This is a genomic window from Labrys okinawensis, assembly GCF_047345005.1.
Lineage (GTDB): Bacteria > Pseudomonadota > Alphaproteobacteria > Rhizobiales > Labraceae > Labrys > Labrys okinawensis.
Window position 1 is genome coordinate 3,103,138 of record NZ_CP178864.1, and the last position, 22,874, is coordinate 3,126,011.

The following is a 22,874-nucleotide window of genomic DNA, read 5'->3' on the forward strand; positions in this document are numbered from 1 at the left end:
GTACTGTTCGCCTGCTCCGAGCTTGGCGTGATTGAGGAAGGCTATTTCTTTCCCCTGTCTGGGCCGCGGCCCTGGCAATCTGCCCCATTCATCACCCAACCACCGAACGTGAAGGTTCCAAAAGCGGCAGCCTGAGGCTGCCCCACCTATCCCGCCTCAGCCAACAAGTATGCACGTGTAAACTCAGAATGGCTTTACGCAGGATTCACTTTGCGCGCTGAGAACAAAAATAGAACTTGCGTGAACCGGAACAAAATGCGTACATAACCCCATGGGCACGGAGTCGCCGGCAAGGCAGCGAAGGCCAACGCTTAGGAAACGCATCCATTGGATGACGAATCCATTCATGCTTGATAGGGAACGGGCATATGAGTCAGACACAGCTGCGCTTGGTCGAAGGAACTTCCATGGACAAGACGAAGGCGCTCGACGCCGCCCTATCACAGATCGAACGTTCCTTTGGGAAAGGTTCGATCATGCGCCTCGGCAAGGGCACCAAGTCGATGGAGGTGGAGGCGATCCCCACCGGCTCGCTGGGGCTCGATATTGCGCTCGGCGTCGGCGGCTTGCCCAAAGGTCGTGTCATCGAAATTTACGGGCCTGAATCCTCGGGCAAGACCACTCTGGCGCTGCACAGCGTTGCCGAAGCACAGAAGAAGGGCGGTGTCTGCGCCTTCATCGATGCCGAACATGCGCTCGATCCGATCTATGCCCGCAAGCTCGGCGTCAATCTCGACGATCTCCTGATCTCCCAGCCCGATACGGGCGAACAGGCGCTGGAGATCTGCGACACCCTGGTGCGCTCTGGCGCCATCGACGTCATCGTCATCGATTCCGTCGCCGCCCTGACGCCGAAGGCCGAAATCGAAGGCGAGATGGGCGACGTCCAGCCCGGCCTGCAGGCTCGCCTTATGAGCCAGGCGCTGCGCAAGCTCACCGCTTCGATCGGCCGTTCCAATTCCATGGTGATCTTTATCAACCAGATCCGCATGAAGATCGGCGTGATGTATGGCAGCCCCGAGACGACGACGGGCGGCAACGCCCTGAAGTTCTATGCTTCCGTGCGCCTCGATATCCGCCGCGTCGGCGCCATCAAGGACCGCGAGGAGGTCGTCGGCAACCAGACCCGCGTCAAGGTGGTCAAGAACAAGGTGGCGCCGCCCTTCAAGCAGATCGAATTCGACATCATGTATGGCGAAGGCGTGTCGAAGGTGGGCGAACTGGTCGATCTCGGCGTCAAGGCGGGCGTGGTCGAGAAGTCCGGCGCCTGGTTCAGCTATGAGAGCCAGCGCCTCGGGCAAGGGCGTGAGAACGCCAAGCAGTTCCTCAAGGAAAATACCGATATCGCCAACAAGATCGAGCAGGCGATCCGTCAGAATGCCGGTCTGATTGCCGAGCGCATCCTCGACAATATCGACCCGTCCGAGGCGGAAGACGAGTAGGCCCCTTGACCCTCCATGGCGTAACCCCTGTACTGCGTTGACCCCTGTACTGCGTTGACATGGGCGGGTGCTGAACCCGCCCTTCTTTTTGCATTTTTAGGCGCTCTCACAGCCCGGGCATGAAAAGGTCAGCGCTGTCTTCGGTCAGCTTCCCGATTATAAGGCTGAGCTCTCAGGGCTGGTTGGCCGGCTTGAGGTTCACGCCGTTGAGGTTGCCGATGAAGTCGGTCAGCATCGGAACATAGGAGCGCTCGCCACCGGCCGCCATCGCGACACCGAAGGAGTTCTTCACCGCATTGCCGATCGGATTGATCACGCCGGCGGCATCAGCCATCGATTCCAGGTAGCGCAGATCCTTGAAGGCGTTGGCGATGGTGAATTTGTGGGCGTCGCGGTCGCCTTCCAGCACCCAGCGCGTGAAGGTCTGGTAGAAGCCGCAATCCATTCGCCCGCCCCGGATCACCGCATCGAAGCGCTTGGGCGAAATGCCGACCTTGTCGGCCAGGGCGATGGCCTCGGCATAGAGCGCCGCATAGCCCAGGGAAACGAAATTGTTGAGGAGCTTCATGCGGTGCCCATCGCCGGTGCCGCCCATATGGATGACGCGGCCGGCCCAGGTCGAGAGCACCGGCTTCAGGCGTTCGAACAGGGCATCACCGGCGCCTACCATGGTATCGAGCGTGCCCTCCCAGGCCTCCTTCGGCGTGCGGCCGAGCGGGGCGTCCGCGAATTCGACGCCGGCCTCCGCGAGTTCGGCTGCGATAGCGAGGGAGGAGGTGGGGTCCGAGGTCGAGCAGTCCACCACCACGGAGCCCGGCTTGAGGCCGGCCTTCAGCCCATCTGGCCCGCGCACCAGCGCCTCCACCTCCCTGGAACCCGTGACACATAGGAAGACGATGGTGGAATTGGCGCCGACCTCGCGGGGCGTCGCCACCTCCTTGGCTCCGCGCGCCACCAGATCCTCGATCGGCGCCCGGTTGCGGTGGCCAATGATGGTGAGGGGATAGCCCTTCTCGACGATGTTCTTGGCCATGCCGTGGCCCATGAAGCCAAGCCCGATGAAGCCGACTGTCTCTTTCCCGTCCGTCATGGCAATGATCCCGTTTCCGTCCCTGTGGTCTGTGGTTCTGAAAGGAGCGTAATGGAGGATGTCGCGCGCTGGAATGCAAGCAAATTGGTAGGACAAATCCGCGCATTGCAAGGGCCGTGCGGGAGGCTGGAGGCCTTTCCTCTTAAATCTCGGCGCACCGTCATCCCGGCCGAAGAGACGGGATCCATGAACATGGGCGTCGCAGGACTGTGTTCATGGATTCCGGGCTCTGCCTTTGGGAGCGCCGGAATGACGGATAGGCGGCGTGTCATTCTGCTCGGACACCTCGCTACGCCCAGGATCGGTATTCTTGCGAAAAGCTGCCTTCTCCCTTCCTTCAGGCCTGTCGCAACCCTCGACAGGCCGGGAAGGCCCCGCTACAACGCCCCTCCACCATGATGATGCTGGTCCTGCCCGAAGGGGATGGCCAGCCGGAACAGGCATACCGGGCAATGAGCGGCGTCAACGAGATCCGATCCACCTTTCTCGATTATTTCGTGCGGAACGGCCACGAGGCCGTGGCATCCTCACCGCTGGTGCCGCGCAACGACCCGACGCTGATGTTCACCAATGCCGGTATGGTGCAGTTCAAGAACGTCTTCACCGGTATCGAGAAGCGCCCCTATTCGCGGGCCGCGACCTCGCAGAAATGCGTGCGCGCCGGCGGCAAGCACAACGATCTCGACAATGTCGGCTATACCGCGCGCCACCACACCTTCTTCGAGATGCTGGGGAACTTTTCCTTCGGCGACTATTTCAAGGAACGCGCGATCGAGCTTGCCTGGAACCTGATCACCAGGGATTTCGGCCTGCCGGCCTCCAAGCTGATGGTCACCGTCTTCTCCGAGGATGACGATGCCTACGCGCTGTGGAAGAAGATCGCCGGCCTTTCCGACGACAAGATCGTGCGCATCGCGACCTCCGACAATTACTGGCGCATGGGCGATACCGGCCCGAGCGGCCCGTGCTCGGAGATCTTCTATGACCATGGCGATCATATCTGGGGCGGTCCGCCCGGCTCGCCGGATGCCGACGGCGATCGCTTCATCGAGATCTGGAACCTCGTCTTCATGCAGTTCGAGGATCTGCCGGGCGGGGAACGCGTGGATCTGCCGCGCCCCTCGATCGACACCGGCATGGGTCTGGAGCGCATCGCCGCCGTTCTGCAGCACAAGCACAACAATTACGACATTGATCTCTTCCAGGCGCTGATCCGCGCCTCGGTCGAGGCGATCGGCGTGGCGGCCGAGGGCGACACGCTCGCCAGTCATCGTGTCATCGCCGACCATCTGCGCGCCTCTTCCTTCCTGGTTGCAGACGGCGTGCTGCCCTCGAACGAGGGGCGCGGCTACGTGCTGCGCCGCATCATGCGCCGCGCCATGCGCCATATCTCGCTGCTCGGCGCCAAGGATCCGACCATGTGGAGGCTGGTGCCCGCACTGGTGCGCGAGATGGGCGCGGCCTATCCCGAACTCGTTCGCGCCGAAGATCTGATCAGCGAGACGCTGCGCCTCGAGGAGACCAGCTTCCGCCGCACGCTGGAGCGCGGCCTCGCTTTGCTCGACGGCGAGGCGAAGAAGCTCGGCGACGGCCAGGTCTTCTCCGGCGACGTCGCCTTCACGCTTTATGACACCTATGGCTTTCCGCTGGACCTGACGCAGGACGCTCTGCGGGCCCGCAACACCTCGGTCGATCTCGACAGCTATGACGCCGCCATGCGGCAGCAGAAGGCCAAGGCCCGCGCGGCCTGGGCCGGCTCCGGCGACGCGGCTACCGAAGCCGTGTGGTTCGGCCTCAAGGAGCAAGTGGGTGCCTCCGAATTCCTCGGCTATGAGACCGAGACGGCGGAGGGCGTGGCACTCGCTCTCGTCAAGGACGGCAGGCAGGTTGAGGCCCTCAATAAAGGCGAGAGCGGTTTCCTCATCCTCAACCAGACGCCGTTCTATGGCGAATCCGGCGGCCAGCAGGGCGATGCCGGCCTGGTCCATGCAACGGGCCTGAAGGTACAGGTTACCGATACGCAGAAGAAGCTTGGCGATCTCTTTGTCCACGCCATCACGGTGGAGGAGGGCACGCTGAAGGTTGGCGATGCGCTGGAACTGGCTGTCGACCACAAGCGCCGCTCCGCCATCCGCGCAAACCATTCGGCCACCCATCTGCTGCACGAGGCACTGCGCCTCACGCTGGGCGATCACGTGGCGCAGAAGGGTTCGCTGGTGGCGCCAGACCGACTTCGCTTCGACTTCTCGCACCCCAAGCTCATCACGGATGAGGAACTGCGCGAGATCGAGGACCTTGCCAACGAGATCGTGCTGCAGAACAGCGAAGTGACGACTCGCCTGATGAGTGTGGACGATGCCATTGCCTCGGGCGCGCGTGCGCTGTTCGGCGAGAAATATGGCGACGAAGTTCGTGTCGTCGCGATGGGCGAGGGCCTGCCGGGCTCCAACAAGGCGTGGTCGGTGGAACTGTGCGGCGGCACGCATGTGCGGCGTACCGGCGATATCGGCCTGATCCGCATCGTCTCGAACAGTGCGGTGGCAGCCGGCGTACGCCGTATCGAGGCCATGACGGCCGAGGGCGCCCGCAAGCATCTCGTCAATGAGAGCCGCCTGCTGCAGGGCCTCTCCGACGTGCTGCGCACGCCCGTGCACGAGGCGGGCGACCGTCTCACCGCCCTGATGGAGGAGCATCGCAAGCTGGAGCGCGATCTCGCCGAGGCCCGCAAGAAGCTCGCCATGGGCGGAGGGGGCGGAGAAAGCGAGATCCGCACCGCCGGCAAGACGCGCCTGCTTGCCAAGGCCGTGTCCGGTATCGAGCTCAAGGACCTCAAAGCCCTGGCTGACGAGGGCAAGAAGCAGATCGGTTCCGGCGTCGTCGCCATCGTCGCCACCTCCGAGGACGGACGCGCCGGCCTCGTGGTCGGCGTGACCTCGGACCTGACCGGCAGCTTCAATGCCGTCGATCTGGTGCGCAGGGGCTCCGAAGCCCTCGGCGGCAAGGGCGGCGGCGGGCGTCCCGATATGGCGCAGGCCGGTGGCCCGGATGGCGCCAAGGCGCAGGCGGCGCTCGACGCCATCGCAGCCGCAGTGGCGGAGGCCTGAATGTCACCGCCACCCCCCACGCCGAAATGGATGCAGCCACTCTGGGTGCGCCTGGCGCTCTGTATCCTGCCGGGCGTCTGGGCCGTGGTAGAGCTCATCAACGGCAACCAGTTCTGGGGGATCATGTTCGCGCTCGTCGCCGCTTACGGCGCCTGGACCTATCTGATCCAGTACAAGCCGCCGGAGGCCTGAGCCGGCCAGGGGGAAATGGAGTGGCAGTCTTCGACTGCCATTCTCGGAACCGCCGCGCTTGACCAGCACGTGGGGATGCAGTTCCCGCCTGAAAAAAGACAAACCCTTCAATTGCCTCGCGCAACCGCCGGGCCAGAAGACGCTTTCGCACTGGGGGACGACCATGAGCTTTCCCGTCTACAGCTTCGACAACGCCATCGTTCGCCTGCCGCCCGTGAGCGTGACAGAGGGGCTGCGGGCCGAGGATCGCGGCGCGCCGACGCATGAGGGTGTCGGTACCGAGCATCGGCTCTATGTCGAGGCGCTGCAGGCTGCCGGTGTCGAAGTCGAGGTGCTGCCGGCGCTGGAGGAGTTTCCGGATTCGCTGTTCGTCGAGGATCCCGCGCTGGTGTTTCCTGAAGGCGCCATCCTGCTGCGTCCGGGCGCGGAAAGCCGATTCGGAGAGACAGCCGCGATCGAACAGGTGCTGCGCCGGCGCTTCGACAATGTCCTGTCCCTGCCAGCGCCGGGCTTCGCCGATGGCGGCGACGTGCTGGTGACGCCTGACAAGGTCATGATCGGCCTGTCCGATCGCACCACGCGGGAGGGAGCAGAGTCCCTGATCGCACTGCTGGCCGAACTCGGCCGCAAGGGCGTCATCGTCAGCACGCCGCCGGGCGTGCTGCACTTCAAGTCGGACTGCTCGCTGCTCGATGCGTCCACCATGCTCGCGACCGCCCGGCTGGCGGCCTCAGGCGTGTTCGACGGCCTGCGCGTGTTGCTGGTGCCGGAAGGCGAGGAGGCCGGGGCCAACGCGTTGCGCGTGAACGAGCGCGTCTTCGTGGGCGCCGATTATCCTCGCACGGCGTCAATGCTGGAGGCGGAAGGCTACAGTGTCGTGCGCCTGCCTACGGGCGAGATCGCAAAGATCGACGCAGGCCTCTCCTGCATGTCGCTGCGCTGGCACAGCTAACCTGGGAGAGCGGACGAGGACGTCCGAGTTCCCGGCATTAAGCGGGCCGCGTCGTTTTCGCAAAATTCGCCTCGAAGCGGCGGAATACGGCCTCGATCACCAGTGTGGTAAGGAGGTAGCCCACCGCCACCACCAGGAGCGGCGTGTAGGTGATGGCCTCCCTTGAGCGGATGATATTGATCTGGCCGAGCAGGTCCTGCACGCTGACGAGATAGGCAAGCGCCGTGGATTTCAGGCACAGCACGGTCTCTCCGGCGAAGGTCGGCATCATCGCCTGCATGGCACGCGGGAGCCAGATGCGGCGGATTAGCGACATGCCATGGAAGCCATAGGCACGCCCCGCCTCCAGTTCGCCACGCGGTACCGAGAGCAAGGCACCGCGCACGATCTCGCCGACATAGCCGCCGACGCTGATCACCAGGGCGAAGATGACGTAGTAGTAGCCATCCTTGAGGACCGGCCAGATGAAGCTCTGGCGGATGCCGGGAATGGCGGGAAATAGCGAGCCGAGGCCGTAATAATAGATGAAGAGCTGCACCAGCAGCGGCGTGCCGCGAATGACCGACACGAAGCCCGTCGCCAGGCCATAGAGGGCCGGGTTCTTGGAGACGCGTCCAAAGCCGACGAGGATTGCCAGCGGGTAGCCGAACAACAGCGAGAAGAACAGGAGCTTCAGCGTCGTGAAGAAGCCGCTGAGGATAGCCACCCAGAATTTACCGATCCAGGCGAAGTTGCCGACGAACCAAGTTGCAAGATCCATGACTATGCCTCACCCCAGCCTCGGCATCCAACGCCGGATGTGATGGTCGATCATCTTGATGAAGATGTTGGAGAACTGCGTGAGCGCATAGAAGATCATGCCGCAAAACAGCAGGAACGAGAAATACATGCGTGTGGAACCCGCCGCCGCCATGGCGGTGGAGATCAACTCCTTGTAGCCGACCACGAAGATCAGCGCCGAATCCTTGAGGATCGACATCCACAGATTGGTGAGGCCGGCAAAGGCAAAGGGGATCATCAACGGCAGGATAACCCGCCGGAACAGTCCGAAGCCATGCATGCCATAGGCCTTGGCCGCCTCGATCTGCCCCTTGGGCAAGGCCAGCACCGCGCCGCGCAAGATCTCCGAAGCATAGGCGCCCTGCACGATGCCAAGCACCACGAGGGCGGCATAGAAGCCGTCGATGCCCACCGCACCGAATCCTAGTCCTGCCAGCAGTTCATTGAGCGCCTGTTGGCCTGCATAATAAAGGATCAGGATCATCAGGACTTCCGGTACGGCGCGGCAGATGGTTGAGTAGCCATTGGCCAGTGCCACGGCCCAGCGCGGTCCACGCAGTTTTGCCCAGGCCACGAGGCCGCCGATCAGCAGGCCCGCGATGTAACCGCCGATCGACAGTTCGACGGTGACCATAAGCCCCTGCAGAAAGGCGACGCCCCAGCCCGCCACGATTTGTTGCCAAAATGCTTCCACGTCCGATTCCGCCATGAAGAAAGGGACCGGCCTGACGCGTCAGGCCGGTTGGCACGGAAACCGAAATCTCAGGCAGACAAGCGCCCGGTCCGGCTCACTTCGGCGGGGTGCCGACTTCGTATTTGAAGTACTTCTTCTCGAGCGTGGCGAAATCGCCGCTGGCGTAGACGGCCTTGATGCCCTCGTCGAACTTGGCCTTCAGGTCGGTATCTTCCTTGCGCAAGCCGCCGCCGACGCCGCCTTCGAAGATCGGATCCTTGGGGAAGGTCTTGACGTCGCAGCAAGTCCCGTCCTTGCCGTTCAGGAAATCGTCGAGGGCCGCGGCATCGGCCAGCACAAGGTCGAGGCGGCCAGCGGCGAGGTCGGCATTGGCGGCGTCCTGCGTGCCGTAGGTCTTGATGTCGGCGTCGGGATAGGCCTTCTGCACATATTGGGCGTGGATGGTGCTAGTCTGCACGCCGATGGTCTTGCCCTTCAGGCCTTCAGCGGTGAAGTCGAACTTGTCGTCCTTGCTGCCGATGAACTCGGCCGGCGTGTTGTAGTAGGGGATGGTGAAGGCGACCTGCTGCGAGCGCTCGGGCGTGATGGTCATCGAGGCCCAGATCACGTCGATCTTCTTGGAGGTCAGCGCCGGGATGATGCCGTCCCAAGCGGTGGCGACGATTTCACAATCGAGCTTGGCCGCCTTGCAGACCAGGTTGGCGAGATCGACCTCGAAGCCGACCCACTTGCCTGAAGCATCGAGCGAGGCGAAGGGCGGATAGGGTTCGGCAGCGACGCTCACCTTGATCGGGTTGGCCTGGGCCGAGGCGAAGGCCGCGCTGATGAAGATCGCGGTGGCCGCAAGCATTTTCATGTTGAGATTTTTCATCTTATTTCCCTGCTGGATGGAACGGTCGTCTTTTGTTTTTATGGTGGTTTGATTTTGCAAGTCTTGAGTCCGCGAGTGTTCTGACGCCCTCCTGCCCCGGAACGAATAACTTCGGCTAATGTTGCCTCGGAGAGACGAACTGACGGCAACGTTCGCTATTGGGATTGCCGAACACCTTTGAGGGCGGGCCCTCCTCCTCGACATTACCGTTGTAGAGATACATCACATGGTTCGCGACATCGCGGGCAAAGGCCATTTCATGCGTGACCACGATCATGGTGCGGCCCTCGGCGGCAAGATCGCGGATCACGCGCAGCACCTCGCCCACCAATTCGGGGTCGAGCGCCGAAGTCGGCTCGTCGAACAGCATGACTTTCGGGCGGATCGCCAGAGCGCGGGCAATGGCGGCCCGCTGCTGCTGCCCGCCTGAGAGAAAGGCGGGGTAGGTGTCCTTCTTGGCGTATAATCCAACCTTCTTCAGGAGTTGTTCGCCGTGCTCGATGGCCTCGGCCTTGTTCTCGCCGAGCACATGCACGGGCGCCTCGATGACATTCTCCAGGACGGTTCGGTGGGCCCAGAGGTTGAAGCTCTGGAACACCATGCCAAGACGACTCCTGATGCGCTGGAGCTGCTTCTGATCGGCCACGGCCATGGCGCCGGTACTGGTGAGCTTGAGCCGGATCTCCTCATTGCCGATGAGGATGCGGCCTGAGTTGGGAACTTCCAGGAGGTTCGTGCAGCGCAGCAACGTGCTCTTGCCGGAGCCGGACGCGCCAATCAGCGCGATGACGTCGCCTTGATGTGCCGTTAGGGAGACGCCCTTGAGGACTTCCAGCAGGCCGAAGCTCTTGTGAATATTATCGAGCTGGACAACCGGCGTTTGATCCTCTGCCGCTTGCGTGCTTCCCTCAGGCATCCAGCCACCTCACGTTTCGTTTTTCACGCGCTTCTGCCTAGAACTCTAGCAGCCATTTCAGATTGCACAAGCTGGGAGCAGGCCCTTTAGGGTTTACGTCATGCTCTGGTCTTTGGTGGAAGTTTGGGGTACCCAAGCAGCCAAATTGGAACCCATCGATGTCGATTGCCTCTTCCATTCGGAAAGTCCTGGTCCCCATCAACCGTGAAGGCTACCCCTTCCTGGCCGTAGCCGGCGTGCTCACCCTGATCGCGCTGATCTGGGTCCAGGTGCTGTTCTGGCCGCTGCTGATCATTACGGCCTGGGTAGCCTATTTCTTCCGCGATCCTCCGCGCGTCACGCCGGTGCGGGACGGGCTGGTGGTCTCGCCGGCCGATGGTGTGGTGAGCCAGATCGCCCACGTGCTGCCGCCTCCGGAACTCGGCCTCGCCAACCAGTCGCTGCTGCGCGTCTCGGTCTTCATGAACGTGTTCGACTGCCATGTGAACCGCAGCCCGGTGACCGGCACCATCACACGGATCGCCTACAAGCCGGGCAAGTTCCTCAATGCCGACCTCGACAAGGCGAGCGAGGACAATGAACGCAACGGCTTCATCATCGATACCGGTTCGGTGCGCTATGGCGTGGTGCAGATTGCGGGCCTGGTGGCCCGCCGCATTGTCTGCTGGACCGGCGAGAACGAGCATGTCGCGGTCGGCCAGCGCCTCGGCATGATCCGCTTCGGGTCGCGCGTCGACGTGTACCTGCCCGAGGGCGTGCGCCCGCAGGTGGGTATCGGCCAGAAAATGGTGGCCGGCGAGACGATCATTGCCGATGCTGCCGCCGCCATGCCGCATCTCACCCACCGCATCGGCTGATCGGCCAAACCCCATGGATCCGCTGTTTCCGCCATTCCAGCCACAGAGCCCGGATCCGAGAAGGGGGTGGGGGCGGCGCGCCATTCCCTTCCGTGTGCTCATCCCCAACGTCATTACGCTGCTCGCGCTCTGCGCGGGCATGAGCGCCATACGCCTTGCCATCGAGAACAAGCTCGATCTTGCGATCGGCTGTATCGTAGTCGCGGCCTTGCTCGACGGCATCGATGGGCGCGTGGCGCGTTATCTCAAGGGCACCTCGAAATTCGGGGCAGAACTCGATTCGCTGGCCGATTTCGTCAACTTCGGCGTGGTGCCCGGCATCGTGCTCTATTTCTGGGGCCTGCACGACTTGAGGTCGCTCGGCTGGATCGGCTCGCTGGTGTTTGCCATCTGCATGGTGCTGCGTCTGGCGCGTTTCAACGTCACCAGTGCAGAACCGAATCGGCCGCCCTTCCAGGCCAATTTCTTCACGGGCATGCCGGCTCCTGCGGGCGCCTGTACGGTGCTGCTGCCGATCTATCTCAGCTTCCTGGGGCTGACGCATGAGCCCAGCCACGCGATGTTCGAGCTCGCTTATGTGCTGCTCATCGCCTTCCTGATGATCTCGACCATCCCGACCTTCTCGGGCAAGAAACTCGGCACCCGCATACCGCGGGAGTGGGTGCTGCCGATTTTCGTGGTTGCAGTCGTGGTCGTGCTCCTGTTGGCCTTCAATCCCTGGGAGACGTTGACGGCGATCACGCTGATCTATCTGGCAACCATCCCTTTCGGCGTCGTTTATTACCGCCGGCAGGCCAGGGCCTGGCAGTTTGCGCAAGAGCAGGCGGCGGGGAAGCCTTCTCCGCAAGGCGGGGAAGGTGGCGCCGCTAACCAATGACGGATGGGCTCTCGCGCCCGCTGCTTTCGCACCGCAATTCGCAAGCGCTCTCGTTCCCACGCCGTTTCCGGCTGGGTTGATGAGGAGACCGGGCGATGGCGGCTGCGGGGCAGCCGTGAAAGCAGGATCATGGAAGATGCAGGCCGCACTGTCGATGTGAGCCGCCATCGCCCCGTTCCGGCGGCCCGGCACGCTGACAAAGCATGCAAGGCCACCCGTTTTTCCGCCTTCTGAAGGCGGAGGCGAGCCTGGAGCGGATGGCACGGACCATCCGAACCCGAGCCAGCCGGCTCGGCACAGGGGCTGAGCGACGTCCGTCCTGGCCGGACGGTGGCATCAGCCGTCTTCACCGCATCGGCGGGAGGAGGGACGAAGGCGTTGCCGGGCTCAAGCCCTTCACGCTCCGTCCAGGGATCGCAGGGCACTTCCATGGGGTGCCGATCCCGTCTGTCCCGCTCGTCACCCTGGAGGCCGGCTTCGAAGGAAGCAGGACCGCCGCGCACCTATCGCCTGGATAGGCATCGGGTGGATGGAAGGTTCGGAGCCGGGTTGTTCCTTCGCCGGCTGCTGACGCTTCGTTCCGGGAAAGAGGAAAGCATGGGAATGGACGAAAGTCCAATTTTGTTTCCTCTTTGTCCAACGCAATCCAACGCCTGGGTCATCGGCGGAGGAGGATGCCGGGCAGGGTGTTGTCAAATTGATCCGGCCGCTGACCGGTGTTTTGACCAGGCAACCAAGGGATCGCTCAGGAACAAGGGCTTCAAGCGCCGCACCTCTCCTGTTCTCTGAACACCGGCTTTCCGATTCACTTGCTTTTTGGCGACCCCTTAGAGCAAAGCGCGTCTAGGTGGTAACGCTGCTTTGCTCTTACTCTCTATTTTCAGACGCGTCTTTGCGTTTTGCCGATTCCGTCAAAACACAAAACGCTCTAGATCGGCCTCGCCAGGACGTGACGTTTCTTGCCGAGCGAGAGCTTGATCACGCCATCGGCCGTCACATCGCCCAAGCCGAGCACGGCCTTTGGGTCTGTGACGATGACATCGTTGACCCTCAAGCCACCACTCGCGACCTGCCGGCGCGCCTCGCTGGTGGAGGGCACCAGCCCGGCCAGCACAAAGGCATTGAGCACGCCGACGCCCGCGCTGAGTCCCGGGAGCTCGAAGCTCGGCAGGTCGGTCGCCAGCGTGCCTTCCTCGAAAGTCTTGCGCGCGGTTTCCTCCGCCGCCAGGGCCTTGTCGCGGCCATGGAGCAGGGCGGTCGTCTCGGTGGCCAGGCGCTTCTTGGCCTCGTTGATCTCGGCCCCGCCCAGCGCGGCAAGCCTGGCGATCTCATCGAGCGGCAGCGTGGTGAACAGCTTCAGGAAGCGCTCGACATCGGCGTCCTCGGTGTTGCGCCAGTACTGCCAGTAGTCATAGGCCGACAGCATGTCCTCGTTGAGCCAGACGGCGCCGGAGGCGGTCTTGCCCATCTTGGCGCCGGAGGAGGTGGTCAGCAGCGGGCAGGTAAGGGCGTAGAGCTGTGGCGTGCCCATGCGCCGCCCGAGATCGATGCCGTTGATGATGTTGCCCCACTGGTCCGAGCCGCCCATCTGCAGGACGCAGCCGTGACGCCGAGAAAGTTCAACGAAATCATAGGCCTGCAGGATCATGTAATTGAATTCGATGAAGGAAAGCTCCTGGTCGCGATCGAGCCTGAGTTTCACCGAATCGAAGGACAGCATGCGGTTGACCGAGAAATGCCGGCCGATGTCGCGCAGCATGTCGATATAGTTGAGCTTGGTCAGCCATTCGGCATTGTCGATCATCAGGGCCCTGTCCCCCTGGTAATCGATCAGCTTGGAGAACACCTTCTGGATGCTCAGCTTGTTCTCGTCGATCTGCTCGACGGTAAGGATGCGCCGCGTCTCGTCCTTGCCCGAGGGATCACCCACGCGCGTGGTGCCTCCACCCATCAGCGTGATCGGCCGATGGCCGGTCTCCTGAAACCAGTGCAGCATCATAATCGAGATGAGCGAGCCGATATGCAGGGAAGGCGCCGTACAGTCATAACCGACATAGGCCGTGAGCTGGCCCTTGGAGGCTGCATCGTCGAGGCCTTCCAGATCCGAAACCTGATGGATGTAGCCACGCTCGGTGAGGATACGCAGGAAATCGGATTTTAACGCAGTCATGACAGAAACTTTCGATCGGCGAAGTCGGGGCGTGTCGTCTATCAGGTTTGGACGCGCTTTGGTACAGTCCAGGCTTGAAATCGAGGCAGATTGCGCATGAAGACGATGTTGACGGCCCTCGGATTGATGTCCGGCACTTCAATGGACGGCATCGATGCCGCCCTGGTCGAGACCGATGGCGAGGGCGTGGTGCGGATGGGCGCCTCGGTCGAACTCGCCTATACGGACGAGGAGCGCGCTCTGCTGCGCCAGGCTCTCGCCGATGCCTTGCCGATGAAGAAGCGGACGGAACGCCCAGGCGTGCTCGACGCGGCCGAGCGGCTGATCACCCGCAAGCACGCCGACATCATTTCCGATTTCTTGAAGGAGCATGATCTCCTGCCCGAAGATATCGACGTCGTCGGCTTCCATGGGCAGACCGTGCTGCATCGCCCGCATGAGCGCCTGACGGTGCAGATCGGTGACGGTCAGGCTCTGGCCGACAGTCTTGGCATTCCCGTTGTCTATGACTTGCGCGCCGCCGATGTCGCGGAGGGTGGTCAAGGCGCCCCGCTGGTGCCCGTCTATCACCAGGCGCTGGTGCGTGCGGGCAAGCTCGCCGGCCCCGTCGCCGTCCTCAATCTCGGTGGCGTTGGCAACATCACCTACATCGCCGAGGGGCACGATCCCGTCGCGTTCGACACCGGTCCGGCCAATGCCTTGATCGATGATCTCATGCTCGAGCGCAACGGCGTCACCATGGACCAGGACGCCCGCCACGCCCTGGCAGGACAGGTGAACCAGGAGATGCTCACCGCGCTGATGGCGCATCCCTTCTTTCAGGAAAAGCCGCCGAAATCGCTCGACCGCAACGCCTTCTCACGCGAGGCGGTGGCGGCTCTTTCGACCCGCGACGCGGCAGCGACCCTTGCCGCCTTCACGGCCCGTAGTGCCGCCGCGGCGCGGCAATGGCTGCCGCGCGAAGCCCGACTCTGGATCGTCAGCGGAGGTGGCGCGCGCAACCCCGCCATCCTGAAATTCCTGCGCGAGGAAACCGGCGCAACCGTCCGCACCGCGGATGAATTCGGCTGGTCGGCGTCCATGATGGAGGCCCAGGCCTTCGCCTATCTCGCTGTGCGCTCACTGAAGGGGTTGCCGCTGACCTTCCCCTCCAGCACCGGAGTGCCGCGGGCGCTGACGGGTGGCGTGCTGGCGACGCCAGGTCAGAGCCGGCTCCGCGCATGATCGGACGCCTCAACCATGTCGCCATCGCCGTGCGCGATCTCGCTGCCGCTTCAGCGCTTTATCGCGACACGATGGGCGCCGATGTCTCTGCGCCGCAGCCATTGCCCGAACATGGCGTGACGGTTGTGTTCATCACGCTGCCCAACACCAAGATTGAATTACTCGAGCCGCTTGGCTCCAACTCGCCGATCGCGAAATTCCTGGAGAAGAACCCGGACGGCGGCATGCACCACATCTGTTACGAGGTTGACGACATCTTCGCCGCGCGCAATCGCCTGAAACAGGCCGGCGCGCGGGTGCTTGGCGATGGCGAGCCGAAGATCGGCGCGCACGGCAAGCCGGTGCTGTTCCTGCATCCCAAGGACTTTTCCGGGACGCTGGTGGAACTGGAGCAGGCTTGATGGGAGCGCGGACGTCCCGACGACACTCTCTTGAGCGTCGTCGGGACGTCCGCGCTCCCAGCCTCAGCCGCTCTTGCGGCGGATCGGGTTAAGCAGGAAGGAAGGCACGTGATCGCCGAGGCCGATCACCACCGGCCCGTCATCGTCATCATGCCGACGCCGCTGCGGCCGATGCTGCTCGGGAGGGCGCTGTGGCGCAGGCGCCTGGCGGGCGGCACGGGGCGTTTCCGCGACTTCGCGCTCGGGCCGCGGCTCGCGCTCGGGTCTGGGCTCGCGCTCGGGTCTGGGCTCGCGCGCCGGCCTGGCGTCATGCGGCTTGGCGCGTTGTGAGCGCTCGCCCTCGTCCTTCTTGCCACCGCGCTCACGGCGGCCACGACGCGGGCGCTCCGAAATCTCTTCCTCGGCATCACCTTCGATCGGCGGCGGGTCGCTCGTGAAGGGGATCTTGTTGCCGGTCAGCGCCTCGATCGCCGAGACATGCTTGCCGTCAGTGGAAGCAACCAGGCTGAAGGCCCATCCGGCTCGGCCGGCTCGTCCGGTGCGGCCGATACGGTGGACGTAATCGTCGGCATGGACGGGTACGTCGAAATTGAAGACGTGGCTGACCTCGGGAATGTCGAGACCGCGGGCGGCGACATCCGAGGCGACGAGGATGGGCATTTCGCCATTGCGGAAGCTTTCCAGCGCCGCCATGCGCGAGCGCTGGTCCATGTCGCCATGCAGGGCGACAGCGCCGAAGCCATGCTTCACCAACGATTTATGCAGGATGGCGACTTCCGACTTACGGTTGCAGAAGACGATGGCGTTCTGAAGATTCTCGGCTGAGCGGATCAGGCGGCGCAGCGTGATGCGCTTTTCAGCCGGACCCGAACGGGTGTGCACCAGAGCCTGTATGATCGTCGTGGCGGCCGTGGCGGGGCGGGAAACTTCCACCTGCACCGGATTGTGCAGGAACTGGTCGGTGATGCGCTTGATTTCGGAGGGCATCGTCGCCGTGAAGAACAAGGTCTGGCGTGTGAAGGGCACCAGCTTGCAGATGCGCTCGATGTCGGGAATGAAACCCATGTCGAGCATGCGATCGGCTTCGTCGATCACCAGAAGCTCGACCCCGGTGAGGAGGAGCTTGCCGCGCTCGACGTGGTCGAGCAGGCGGCCGGGGGTGGCGATCAGCACATCGACCCCGCGGGTGATCTTGGCGTCCTGGTCACCGAAGGAGACGCCGCCGATCAAAAGGGCCACCGAGAGACCGCTATTGGTGCCGTAGCGGTCGAAGTTTTCCTGAACCTGCGCCGCCAGTTCGCGGGTGGGTTCGAGGATCAGCGTGCGCGGCATGCGGGCCCGGGCGCGGCCCTTTTCCAGCAGCGTCAGCATGGGCAAAGTGAAGGCGGCAGTTTTGCCGGTGCCCGTTTGCGCGATGCCCAGCACGTCGCGGCGCTGCAGCACATGAGGAATGGCCTGCGCCTGGATAGGAGTCGGCGTTGTGTAACCCGCTGCTTCCACAGCGGCGAGGACCTTGGGAGAAAGACCGAGTTCAGTAAAGCTCATTGCGGGAATGTCGAACCAACAGAGGCCGCCCCCATCGGACGGCAGAGGGCGGCTCGCATCGCCGCACGGATAATCCACACGGCCTCATCAAGGAGGCTTGGATGCCGCGAACATAGGGGTGAAAGTGGAATTGTCAATGGTTTAGGGCCAAAAACAGGCCTTTTTCTAGTTATTTACCCGCTTTTTCTTTGGATGCGCAGAGTTGGACGACAGCGCTACGAGACTGCCCATAAGGAAGGCAAGGTTGAGAAGCAGGAGGAGAAGTGACCGGGGCAGGCATCTCGTTGCCTGAGTCGAAAACAAAAAAGGCGGGCAGGGCCCACCTTCTTCGGCGTTGCTTGTGTTGTGGCCTCAGTCCATGGAAGGGTCGTCTGCCGGCTTCTTGGCGGGTTTCGCTGACTTGGCCGGCTTGCTGGCGGCCGTCTTGACCGGCTTCGGCCTGGCCTTGTGGGTTGCCGGGGCTTCGGCCGCATCGCCAAAGCGCTCATTGATCTTGCGGGCGATCGGGTCGTCCTTCTGGGCCGTTGGATCCATCGGCAGGATGGTCTCGACAGGGTCGCCCTGGTCTATCGAGCCCGTCTGGTCCTGGATGATCGGGAATTGCGGCGAATTCGGATCCGAATAGGCCTGCACAGTGCTGCCAACTGGCTGCTGCGCAGTGGCAGCGGGAGCGGCCGCCGCCGGAGCCGTGCTCGCGACCACCGGCTGCGAAGCCACCCCAGGAGCCGGCATCGTGATCGTCGCCGTCTGCGCCGTGGCGGTCTGATGGCCCGAATACAGCGAGCGCGCCGTATCGATGACGCCGACAAAGGCAACGAAGCCCGCGGCAATGAGCGCGCCTTCACGCTTCAGTTTCCAATGCCGGCGGGCCCGGTAGGCGATATGCCAAAGCCAGCCGATGGAAATATCGACAGCACTCGCAAGCAACATTTTCAACTCCAGACACAACGCAACGCAAATCAGTGACAGCCACTATTGCGCGTGATGGTGAAGAAAGGCTTGCCAAGGCGAATCGGTCGGTAAGAAATTTTTCGCGGGAGCGCGGACATCTTGTCCGCCTCTTGAACCGCCAGCGACATAGGAAAGGGTAAAACGTCGAGGTGCGTGCCCCTATTGTGATGTCAGCGTTTCCAGGAGGCGGACAAAATGTCCGCGCTCCAGGGAGGCGCTCCTCCGGCGCTACTTCAGCATCTCCCGGATCTTCTTCGCATGCTCGGCCAGCACGCTATGATCCGCCATCGTCCGCGGGCGCACCGGCACGCCCGTCTTCATCGGCAGGAGGTGGAAGTGGATATGCGGCACTTCCTGGCCGCCGGAGGCTTCCGAATGCAGGCGCAGGGTGTGGCCGTCGGCACCGAAGGCCTTGCAGGCCGCGAGCGAGACCTTCTGGGCCGCCTTGACGAGAGTAGCGAGATCCTCCGGCTCGACATCGAAGATGTTGCGCGCCGGCTTCTTGGGGATCACCAGCGTGTGACCGTCGACGATGGGCATGATGTCGAGAAAGGCGAGGGTATCCTCGTCTTCGTAGACCGTATGGTTCGGAATCTCGCCGCGCAGGATCTTGGCGAAGATGTTGTCGGGATCGTAAGCGGTCATGCCGCTATCCTTTCTTGAAGGGCGCTGCCTCGTCGAGGGCTTCGTGATGGGCCGCCACCTGTGCACGCTCATGCGCGAGGTAGTCGTCGATCGCGCGGCGCAGGCCGGGATCGGCGATGTAGTGGGCGGAATAGGTTGTAACCGGCCGGTAGCCGCGCGCAAGCTTGTGTTCGCCCTGCGCGCCCGCCTCGACACGCTTGAGGCCGTGCGTGATGGCGAAATCGATGGCCTGATGATAGCAGACCTCGAAATGCAGGAAGGGGTGCTCCTCGATGCAGCCCCAGTTGCGGCCGTAGAGCGTATCGGAACCGATGAAGTTGATTGCGCCGGCGATATAACGCCCTTCGCGCTTGGCCATCACCAGCAGCACATGCTCGGCCATGGTCTCCCCGATCAGCGTATAGAATTTGCGGTTGAGATAGGGCCGGCCCCATTTGCGCGAGCCGGTATCGGTATAGAACGAATAGAAGGCATCCCAGGCTTCCTTGGTGATCGTGTCGCCGGTGAGATGCTCGATGGTGATGCCGTTGGCCAGCGCATCGCGCCGCTCGCGCTTGATGGTCTTGCGCTTGCGCGAGGCGAGGGCGGCAAGGAAATCCTCAAAGCTGGCATAGCCCTCGTTGATCCAGTGGAACTGCTGGTCGGTGCGCTGCAGGAAGCCCTGGTCGCCAAGCCATTGCCAGTCGTCATGGCCGATGAAGGTGGTGTGGATGGACGAACCACCGATCGAGCGCAGCGTCGCCTTGGCGCCGGCGACCAGCGCGGCGGACACCTCTTCCCGATCCTCGCCAGGGCGCAGGAGAAAGCGCCGTCCGGTGGCCGGCGTGAACGGCACGCTCACCTGGAGTTTTGGATAATAGCGCCCGCCGGCCCGCTCATAGGCATCGGCCCAACCCCAGTCGAACACATATTCGCCCTGGCTGTGCGTCTTGCCGTAGGCGGGCATGATGCCGGCGAGGCGGCCGTCCGGACGCTCGGCGACCAGATGCAGTGGAGTCCAGCCGCTGCGCTGGCCGACACAGCCGCTTGCCTCGAGCGCCTGCAGGAAGTCATAGGCGATGAAGGGATTGAAGTGCTCCGCGACCGGATCGGGGGCCGCCGCTTCGCCATCGAAGAAGGCTGTTCCATTGGCGCCACCACGATCCTGCTGCGGCCATGCCCGCATGGGATTGGCGCAGAGGTCCCAATTGTCACGCCCGATGGCTTCGATCGAGGAGGCAACCTTGATCGTAAAGCCGATATCGCTCAAGGCCAGTATCCCTCGACTATTGCTTGCTCACTATAAAGGGCGGCGGCGCGCGGTCGAGGCCGCGGTGCCCCCTTGCCAATCATTTAGGCGTGATCAGGCAAGAGGCAAGATTGGGATGAGAAGAACTGCCTGGCCGCAGGCGCCTCCGTTGCAAGCAGAGGCGCCCGATTGGAGTGGCGGTCTCCGACCGCCAATCTTGGAAACCAAGCGCTTGCTGGAAAGGAAGATGGCAGTCGCAGACTGCCACTCCGCGTCTGGCGCACCTCATCTGACGAAGTCAGCGACCAGGCCGCACTACGCCGGCGCCTACGTCGGTTATCACTCAACCTCGATCAGCGCTTCGACCTCGACGGTCGAGTCGAGCGGCAGCGAAGGCACGCCTACAGTCGAGCGGGCATGGCGGCCTTTGTCGCCGAAGACCTGCACCATCAGATCCGATGCGCCGTTCATTACGACCGGGTGGGTGGTGAATTCGGGCGTGGCGGCGATGAAACCGCCGAGGCGCACCACCCGCACGACCTTGTCGAGGGAACCGACGCTCGCCTTGATCTGGGCCAGAATATTGATGGCGCAGTGGCGCGCGGCAATATGGGCATCCTCAACCGTGACCGTGCCGGTGCCGAGTTTGCCGGTGGCAGCGAGTTTGCCCTCGCGATCGAAGCAGAGCTGGCCGGAGATGACGAGAAGATTGCCGGTGCGCACCGTGCCGACATAGTTGGCAACCGGGGCCGCTGGGGTAGGAAGGGTGATGCCGAGTTCGGCGAGGCGGGTGTCGATGATGGACATGGGGAGTTCCTGGGAGCGCGGACGTCCTCGTCCGCTCTATGAAACGGTGTGTTTAACGACAATGGAAGAGCGGCCGTCGCGACAATTTGCTGCGCAAATTACGCAGCCACGTCCGCGCTCCCAGCTCAGGCCATCGCCTTCTTCAAATTCTCGTCGACCTTGTCGAGGAATCCCGTTGTCGACAACCAGCTCTGGTCCGGCCCGACCAGCAGGGCGAGGTCCTTGGTCATGAAGCCGGACTCCACCGTATCGACGCAGACCTTCTCCAGTGTCGAAGCAAACTTGGCGAGTTCTGCATTGTCATCGAGCTTGGCGCGGTGGGCGAGACCCCGGGTCCAGGCGAAGATCGAAGCGATGGAGTTGGTCGAGGTTTCCTTGCCCTTCTGGTGCTCGCGGTAGTGGCGGGTCACCGTGCCGTGGGCAGCTTCGGCTTCCACCGTCTTGCCGTCGGGGCTGAGCAGAACCGAAGTCATCAGGCCGAGCGAGCCGAAACCCTGCGCCACGATGTCGGACTGAACGTCGCCGTCATAGTTCTTGCATGCCCAGACATAGCCGCCCGACCACTTGAGGGCCGAGGCCACCATGTCGTCGATCAGGCGGTGCTCATAGGTCAGCTTGCGCTTGTCGAACTCGGCCTTGAATTCGTTGGCGAAGACTTCGGCGAAGATGTCCTTGAAGCGGCCGTCATAGACCTTGAGGATGGTGTTCTTGGTCGACAGATAAACCGGGAAATTGCGCGCCAGACCGTAGTTGAAGGAGGCGCGGGCGAATTCCCGGATCGATTCATCGAGGTTGTACATCGCAAGCGCCACGCCGTCGCCGGGGGCCTTGAAGACTTCCTTCTCGATCACCGTCCCGTCCTCGCCGACGAACTTGATGGTCAGCGTGCCCTTGCCCGGAAAGCGGAAATCGGTGGCGCGATACTGGTCGCCGAAGGCATGGCGGCCCACGACGATAGGCTGGGTCCAGCCCGGTACGAGGCGCGGCACGTTCCTGCAGATGATCGGCTCGCGGAAGATCACGCCACCGAGGATGTTGCGGATGGTGCCGTTGGGCGACTTCCACATTTCCTGGAGGTTGAACTCCTTAACGCGGGCTTCATCCGGCGTGATCGTGGCGCATTTGACCGCAACGCCGTGGCGCTTGGTGGCTTCGGCGGCCTCCACGGTGACCTTGTCCCGGGTCTTGTCGCGGTTTTCGACGCTGAGGTCGTAATAATCGAGCTTGAGGTCGAGATAAGGGAAGATCAGCTTGTCCTTGATCTGTTGCCAGATGATCCGGGTCATCTCGTCGCCGTCCATATCGACGACCGGATTGGCCACCTTGATCTTCGCCATCGTGCACGCCTCATTTTTAGGGGAAATATGGCGCGCTATAGCACCGCGTTTGCAGCGGGGGAAGTTGGGCGGCCCTCGGCTGCGGCAATTTTTGCCGCAGCGGTATCAAAAGCGCCTCAATGGGCGGGCTGCGCCTTTTTCATTTCGGCAATCAGGGAATCGTCGATTTCACGCGCCCGAACCGCCGCGGGCCGGTCGGCGAGGCGCTGCCAATAGGCCTGGAACGCCGGGCGCTGCTCGATGGTCTTGAAGGCAAGGCCCGCGCCGATCTGCGAGCCGAAATAGACGTCTGCGGCAGTGAACTGGTCGCCGGCAATGAACTCGTTCTGCGTGACGGCGAATTCGAGCGTGTCCATCACGTCGCCATAGCGGCCATAGCCAGCCATGCGCTCTCGCCCGGCCGGAACTTCGAATCCGAGGGCCTTGTTGGTGACACCGGCTTCCACCGGGCCGGCGGCAAAGAACATCCAGCGGTAGTAGGATCCGCGTGCGGGGCTGCCTGGCGGCGGCGCCAATTTCGCCTCCGGAAAGGCATCGGCGAGATAGGCGCAGATCGCCCCGCATTCGGTAACGATGGTGCCCTTGTGCGCAATGGCCGGTACTTTACCCATCGGATTGAGGGCGAGATAGTGGGCCGATTTCATGCTGGCATTGAAGGCAAGGATCTCGGCGCGATAGGGCTGGCCGACTTCCTCGAGCATCCAGCGGGCGATCCGCCCGCGTGACATCGGATGGGTATAGAGAACGAGATCTTCGCTCATGGCGCCGGTCCTGTGCATGTCGGGGCCGGC

The 22,874-nt window shown here is 62.9% G+C and carries 21 protein-coding genes; 8 read left to right on the top strand and 13 right to left on the bottom strand.

From position 1 onward, the window contains the following. Positions 1-368 precede the first annotated feature (368 nt). Positions 369-1,442, top strand: coding sequence for a recombinase RecA (gene recA, locus ACMDCR_RS14445; protein WP_413993174.1), 1,074 nt, complete (start codon positions 369-371; stop codon positions 1,440-1,442). Between the two features lie 172 nt (positions 1,443-1,614). On the opposite strand, the gene ACMDCR_RS14450 is transcribed toward recA, so the two are convergent. Continuing rightward, the gene (locus ACMDCR_RS14450) at positions 1,615-2,532 is read right to left on the bottom strand and encodes an NAD(P)-dependent oxidoreductase (RefSeq protein ID WP_413993175.1); all 918 of its coding nucleotides are present in this window, start codon (positions 2,530-2,532) and stop codon (positions 1,615-1,617) included. A gap of 452 nt (positions 2,533-2,984) precedes the next feature. Here ACMDCR_RS14450 and alaS point away from each other — a divergent pair, with 452 nt between their 5' ends. The 3 genes from alaS to ACMDCR_RS14465 all read left to right on the top strand — a co-directional run bounded on the left by alaS (position 2,985) and on the right by ACMDCR_RS14465 (position 6,780). Continuing rightward, on the top strand, positions 2,985-5,636 hold the full coding sequence (gene alaS, locus ACMDCR_RS14455) for an alanine--tRNA ligase (protein WP_413993619.1): 2,652 nt from the start codon (positions 2,985-2,987) through the stop codon (positions 5,634-5,636). Continuing rightward, on the top strand, positions 5,637-5,828 hold the full coding sequence (locus tag ACMDCR_RS14460; RefSeq protein ID WP_413993176.1) for a hypothetical protein: 192 nt from the start codon (positions 5,637-5,639) through the stop codon (positions 5,826-5,828). 163 nt (positions 5,829-5,991) lie between these two features. Further along, positions 5,992-6,780 (top strand): dimethylarginine dimethylaminohydrolase family protein, encoded by a 789-nt coding sequence (locus ACMDCR_RS14465; RefSeq protein WP_413993177.1) that lies wholly within the window; start codon positions 5,992-5,994, stop codon positions 6,778-6,780. A 37-nt stretch (positions 6,781-6,817) separates the two neighbouring features. Here ACMDCR_RS14465 and ACMDCR_RS14470 read toward each other — a convergent pair whose 3' ends face one another. From ACMDCR_RS14470 to ACMDCR_RS14485, 4 genes are all read right to left on the bottom strand, one after another. Beyond that, the gene (locus tag ACMDCR_RS14470) at positions 6,818-7,540 is read right to left on the bottom strand and encodes an ABC transporter permease subunit (RefSeq protein ID WP_413993178.1); all 723 of its coding nucleotides are present in this window, start codon (positions 7,538-7,540) and stop codon (positions 6,818-6,820) included. Between the two features lie 9 nt (positions 7,541-7,549). Beyond that, positions 7,550-8,254 carry an ABC transporter permease gene (locus tag ACMDCR_RS14475; RefSeq protein ID WP_413993179.1) on the bottom strand — a complete coding sequence of 235 codons (705 nt, stop codon included), beginning with the start codon at positions 8,252-8,254 and terminating at the stop codon, positions 7,550-7,552. A 94-nt stretch (positions 8,255-8,348) separates the two neighbouring features. Continuing rightward, positions 8,349-9,125 carry a transporter substrate-binding domain-containing protein gene (locus tag ACMDCR_RS14480; protein ID WP_413993180.1) on the bottom strand — a complete coding sequence of 259 codons (777 nt, stop codon included), beginning with the start codon at positions 9,123-9,125 and terminating at the stop codon, positions 8,349-8,351. Between the two features lie 115 nt (positions 9,126-9,240). Next, entirely contained in the window at positions 9,241-10,041 is an 801-nt protein-coding gene (locus ACMDCR_RS14485) for an ABC transporter ATP-binding protein (RefSeq protein WP_413993181.1), read from the bottom strand. Positions 10,042-10,199: 158 nt separating this feature from the next. Here ACMDCR_RS14485 and ACMDCR_RS14490 point away from each other — a divergent pair, with 158 nt between their 5' ends. Further along, positions 10,200-10,898 (top strand): phosphatidylserine decarboxylase, encoded by a 699-nt coding sequence (locus ACMDCR_RS14490; protein WP_413993182.1) that lies wholly within the window; start codon positions 10,200-10,202, stop codon positions 10,896-10,898. Positions 10,899-10,911: 13 nt separating this feature from the next. Then, a complete protein-coding gene (pssA, locus tag ACMDCR_RS14495; protein ID WP_413993183.1) occupies positions 10,912-11,775 on the top strand; it encodes a CDP-diacylglycerol--serine O-phosphatidyltransferase in 864 nt (287 codons plus the stop codon). 928 nt (positions 11,776-12,703) lie between these two features. Here the strand turns inward: pssA and tyrS are convergent. Continuing rightward, positions 12,704-13,945: a tyrosine--tRNA ligase gene (gene tyrS / locus ACMDCR_RS14500; RefSeq protein ID WP_413993184.1), complete on the bottom strand. Its 1,242-nt coding sequence runs from the start codon at positions 13,943-13,945 to the stop codon at positions 12,704-12,706. Positions 13,946-14,041: 96 nt separating this feature from the next. Between tyrS and ACMDCR_RS14505 the strand changes: the two genes are divergently transcribed. Beyond that, the gene (locus tag ACMDCR_RS14505) at positions 14,042-15,169 is read left to right on the top strand and encodes an anhydro-N-acetylmuramic acid kinase (RefSeq protein WP_413993185.1); all 1,128 of its coding nucleotides are present in this window, start codon (positions 14,042-14,044) and stop codon (positions 15,167-15,169) included. Beyond that, complete coding sequence (gene mce / locus ACMDCR_RS14510) at positions 15,166-15,570, top strand: methylmalonyl-CoA epimerase (RefSeq protein WP_413993186.1); 405 nt, start codon at positions 15,166-15,168, stop codon at positions 15,568-15,570. Before ACMDCR_RS14505 ends, mce begins: the two co-directional genes overlap by 4 nt. A 63-nt stretch (positions 15,571-15,633) precedes the next feature. Here the strand turns inward: mce and ACMDCR_RS14515 are convergent, their stop codons facing one another. From ACMDCR_RS14515 to ACMDCR_RS14545, 7 genes are all read right to left on the bottom strand, one after another. Further along, positions 15,634-17,115: a DEAD/DEAH box helicase gene (locus tag ACMDCR_RS14515; RefSeq protein ID WP_413993187.1), complete on the bottom strand. Its 1,482-nt coding sequence runs from the start codon at positions 17,113-17,115 to the stop codon at positions 15,634-15,636. Between the two features lie 351 nt (positions 17,116-17,466). Then, on the bottom strand, positions 17,467-18,045 hold the full coding sequence (locus tag ACMDCR_RS14520) for a hypothetical protein (RefSeq protein ID WP_413993188.1): 579 nt from the start codon (positions 18,043-18,045) through the stop codon (positions 17,467-17,469). A 249-nt stretch (positions 18,046-18,294) separates the two neighbouring features. Continuing rightward, a complete protein-coding gene (locus ACMDCR_RS14525; protein WP_413993189.1) occupies positions 18,295-18,711 on the bottom strand; it encodes an HIT family protein in 417 nt (138 codons plus the stop codon). Between the two features lie 4 nt (positions 18,712-18,715). Next, the gene (locus ACMDCR_RS14530; RefSeq protein ID WP_413993620.1) at positions 18,716-19,966 is read right to left on the bottom strand and encodes a GNAT family N-acetyltransferase; all 1,251 of its coding nucleotides are present in this window, start codon (positions 19,964-19,966) and stop codon (positions 18,716-18,718) included. A gap of 312 nt (positions 19,967-20,278) precedes the next feature. After that, positions 20,279-20,746 (bottom strand): RidA family protein, encoded by a 468-nt coding sequence (locus ACMDCR_RS14535; RefSeq protein ID WP_413993190.1) that lies wholly within the window; start codon positions 20,744-20,746, stop codon positions 20,279-20,281. A gap of 125 nt (positions 20,747-20,871) precedes the next feature. Then, positions 20,872-22,083 (bottom strand): NADP-dependent isocitrate dehydrogenase, encoded by a 1,212-nt coding sequence (locus tag ACMDCR_RS14540; RefSeq protein WP_413993191.1) that lies wholly within the window; start codon positions 22,081-22,083, stop codon positions 20,872-20,874. Between the two features lie 116 nt (positions 22,084-22,199). Further along, positions 22,200-22,844, bottom strand: coding sequence for a glutathione S-transferase family protein (locus ACMDCR_RS14545; RefSeq protein WP_413993192.1), 645 nt, complete (start codon positions 22,842-22,844; stop codon positions 22,200-22,202). Positions 22,845-22,874 lie beyond the last annotated feature (30 nt).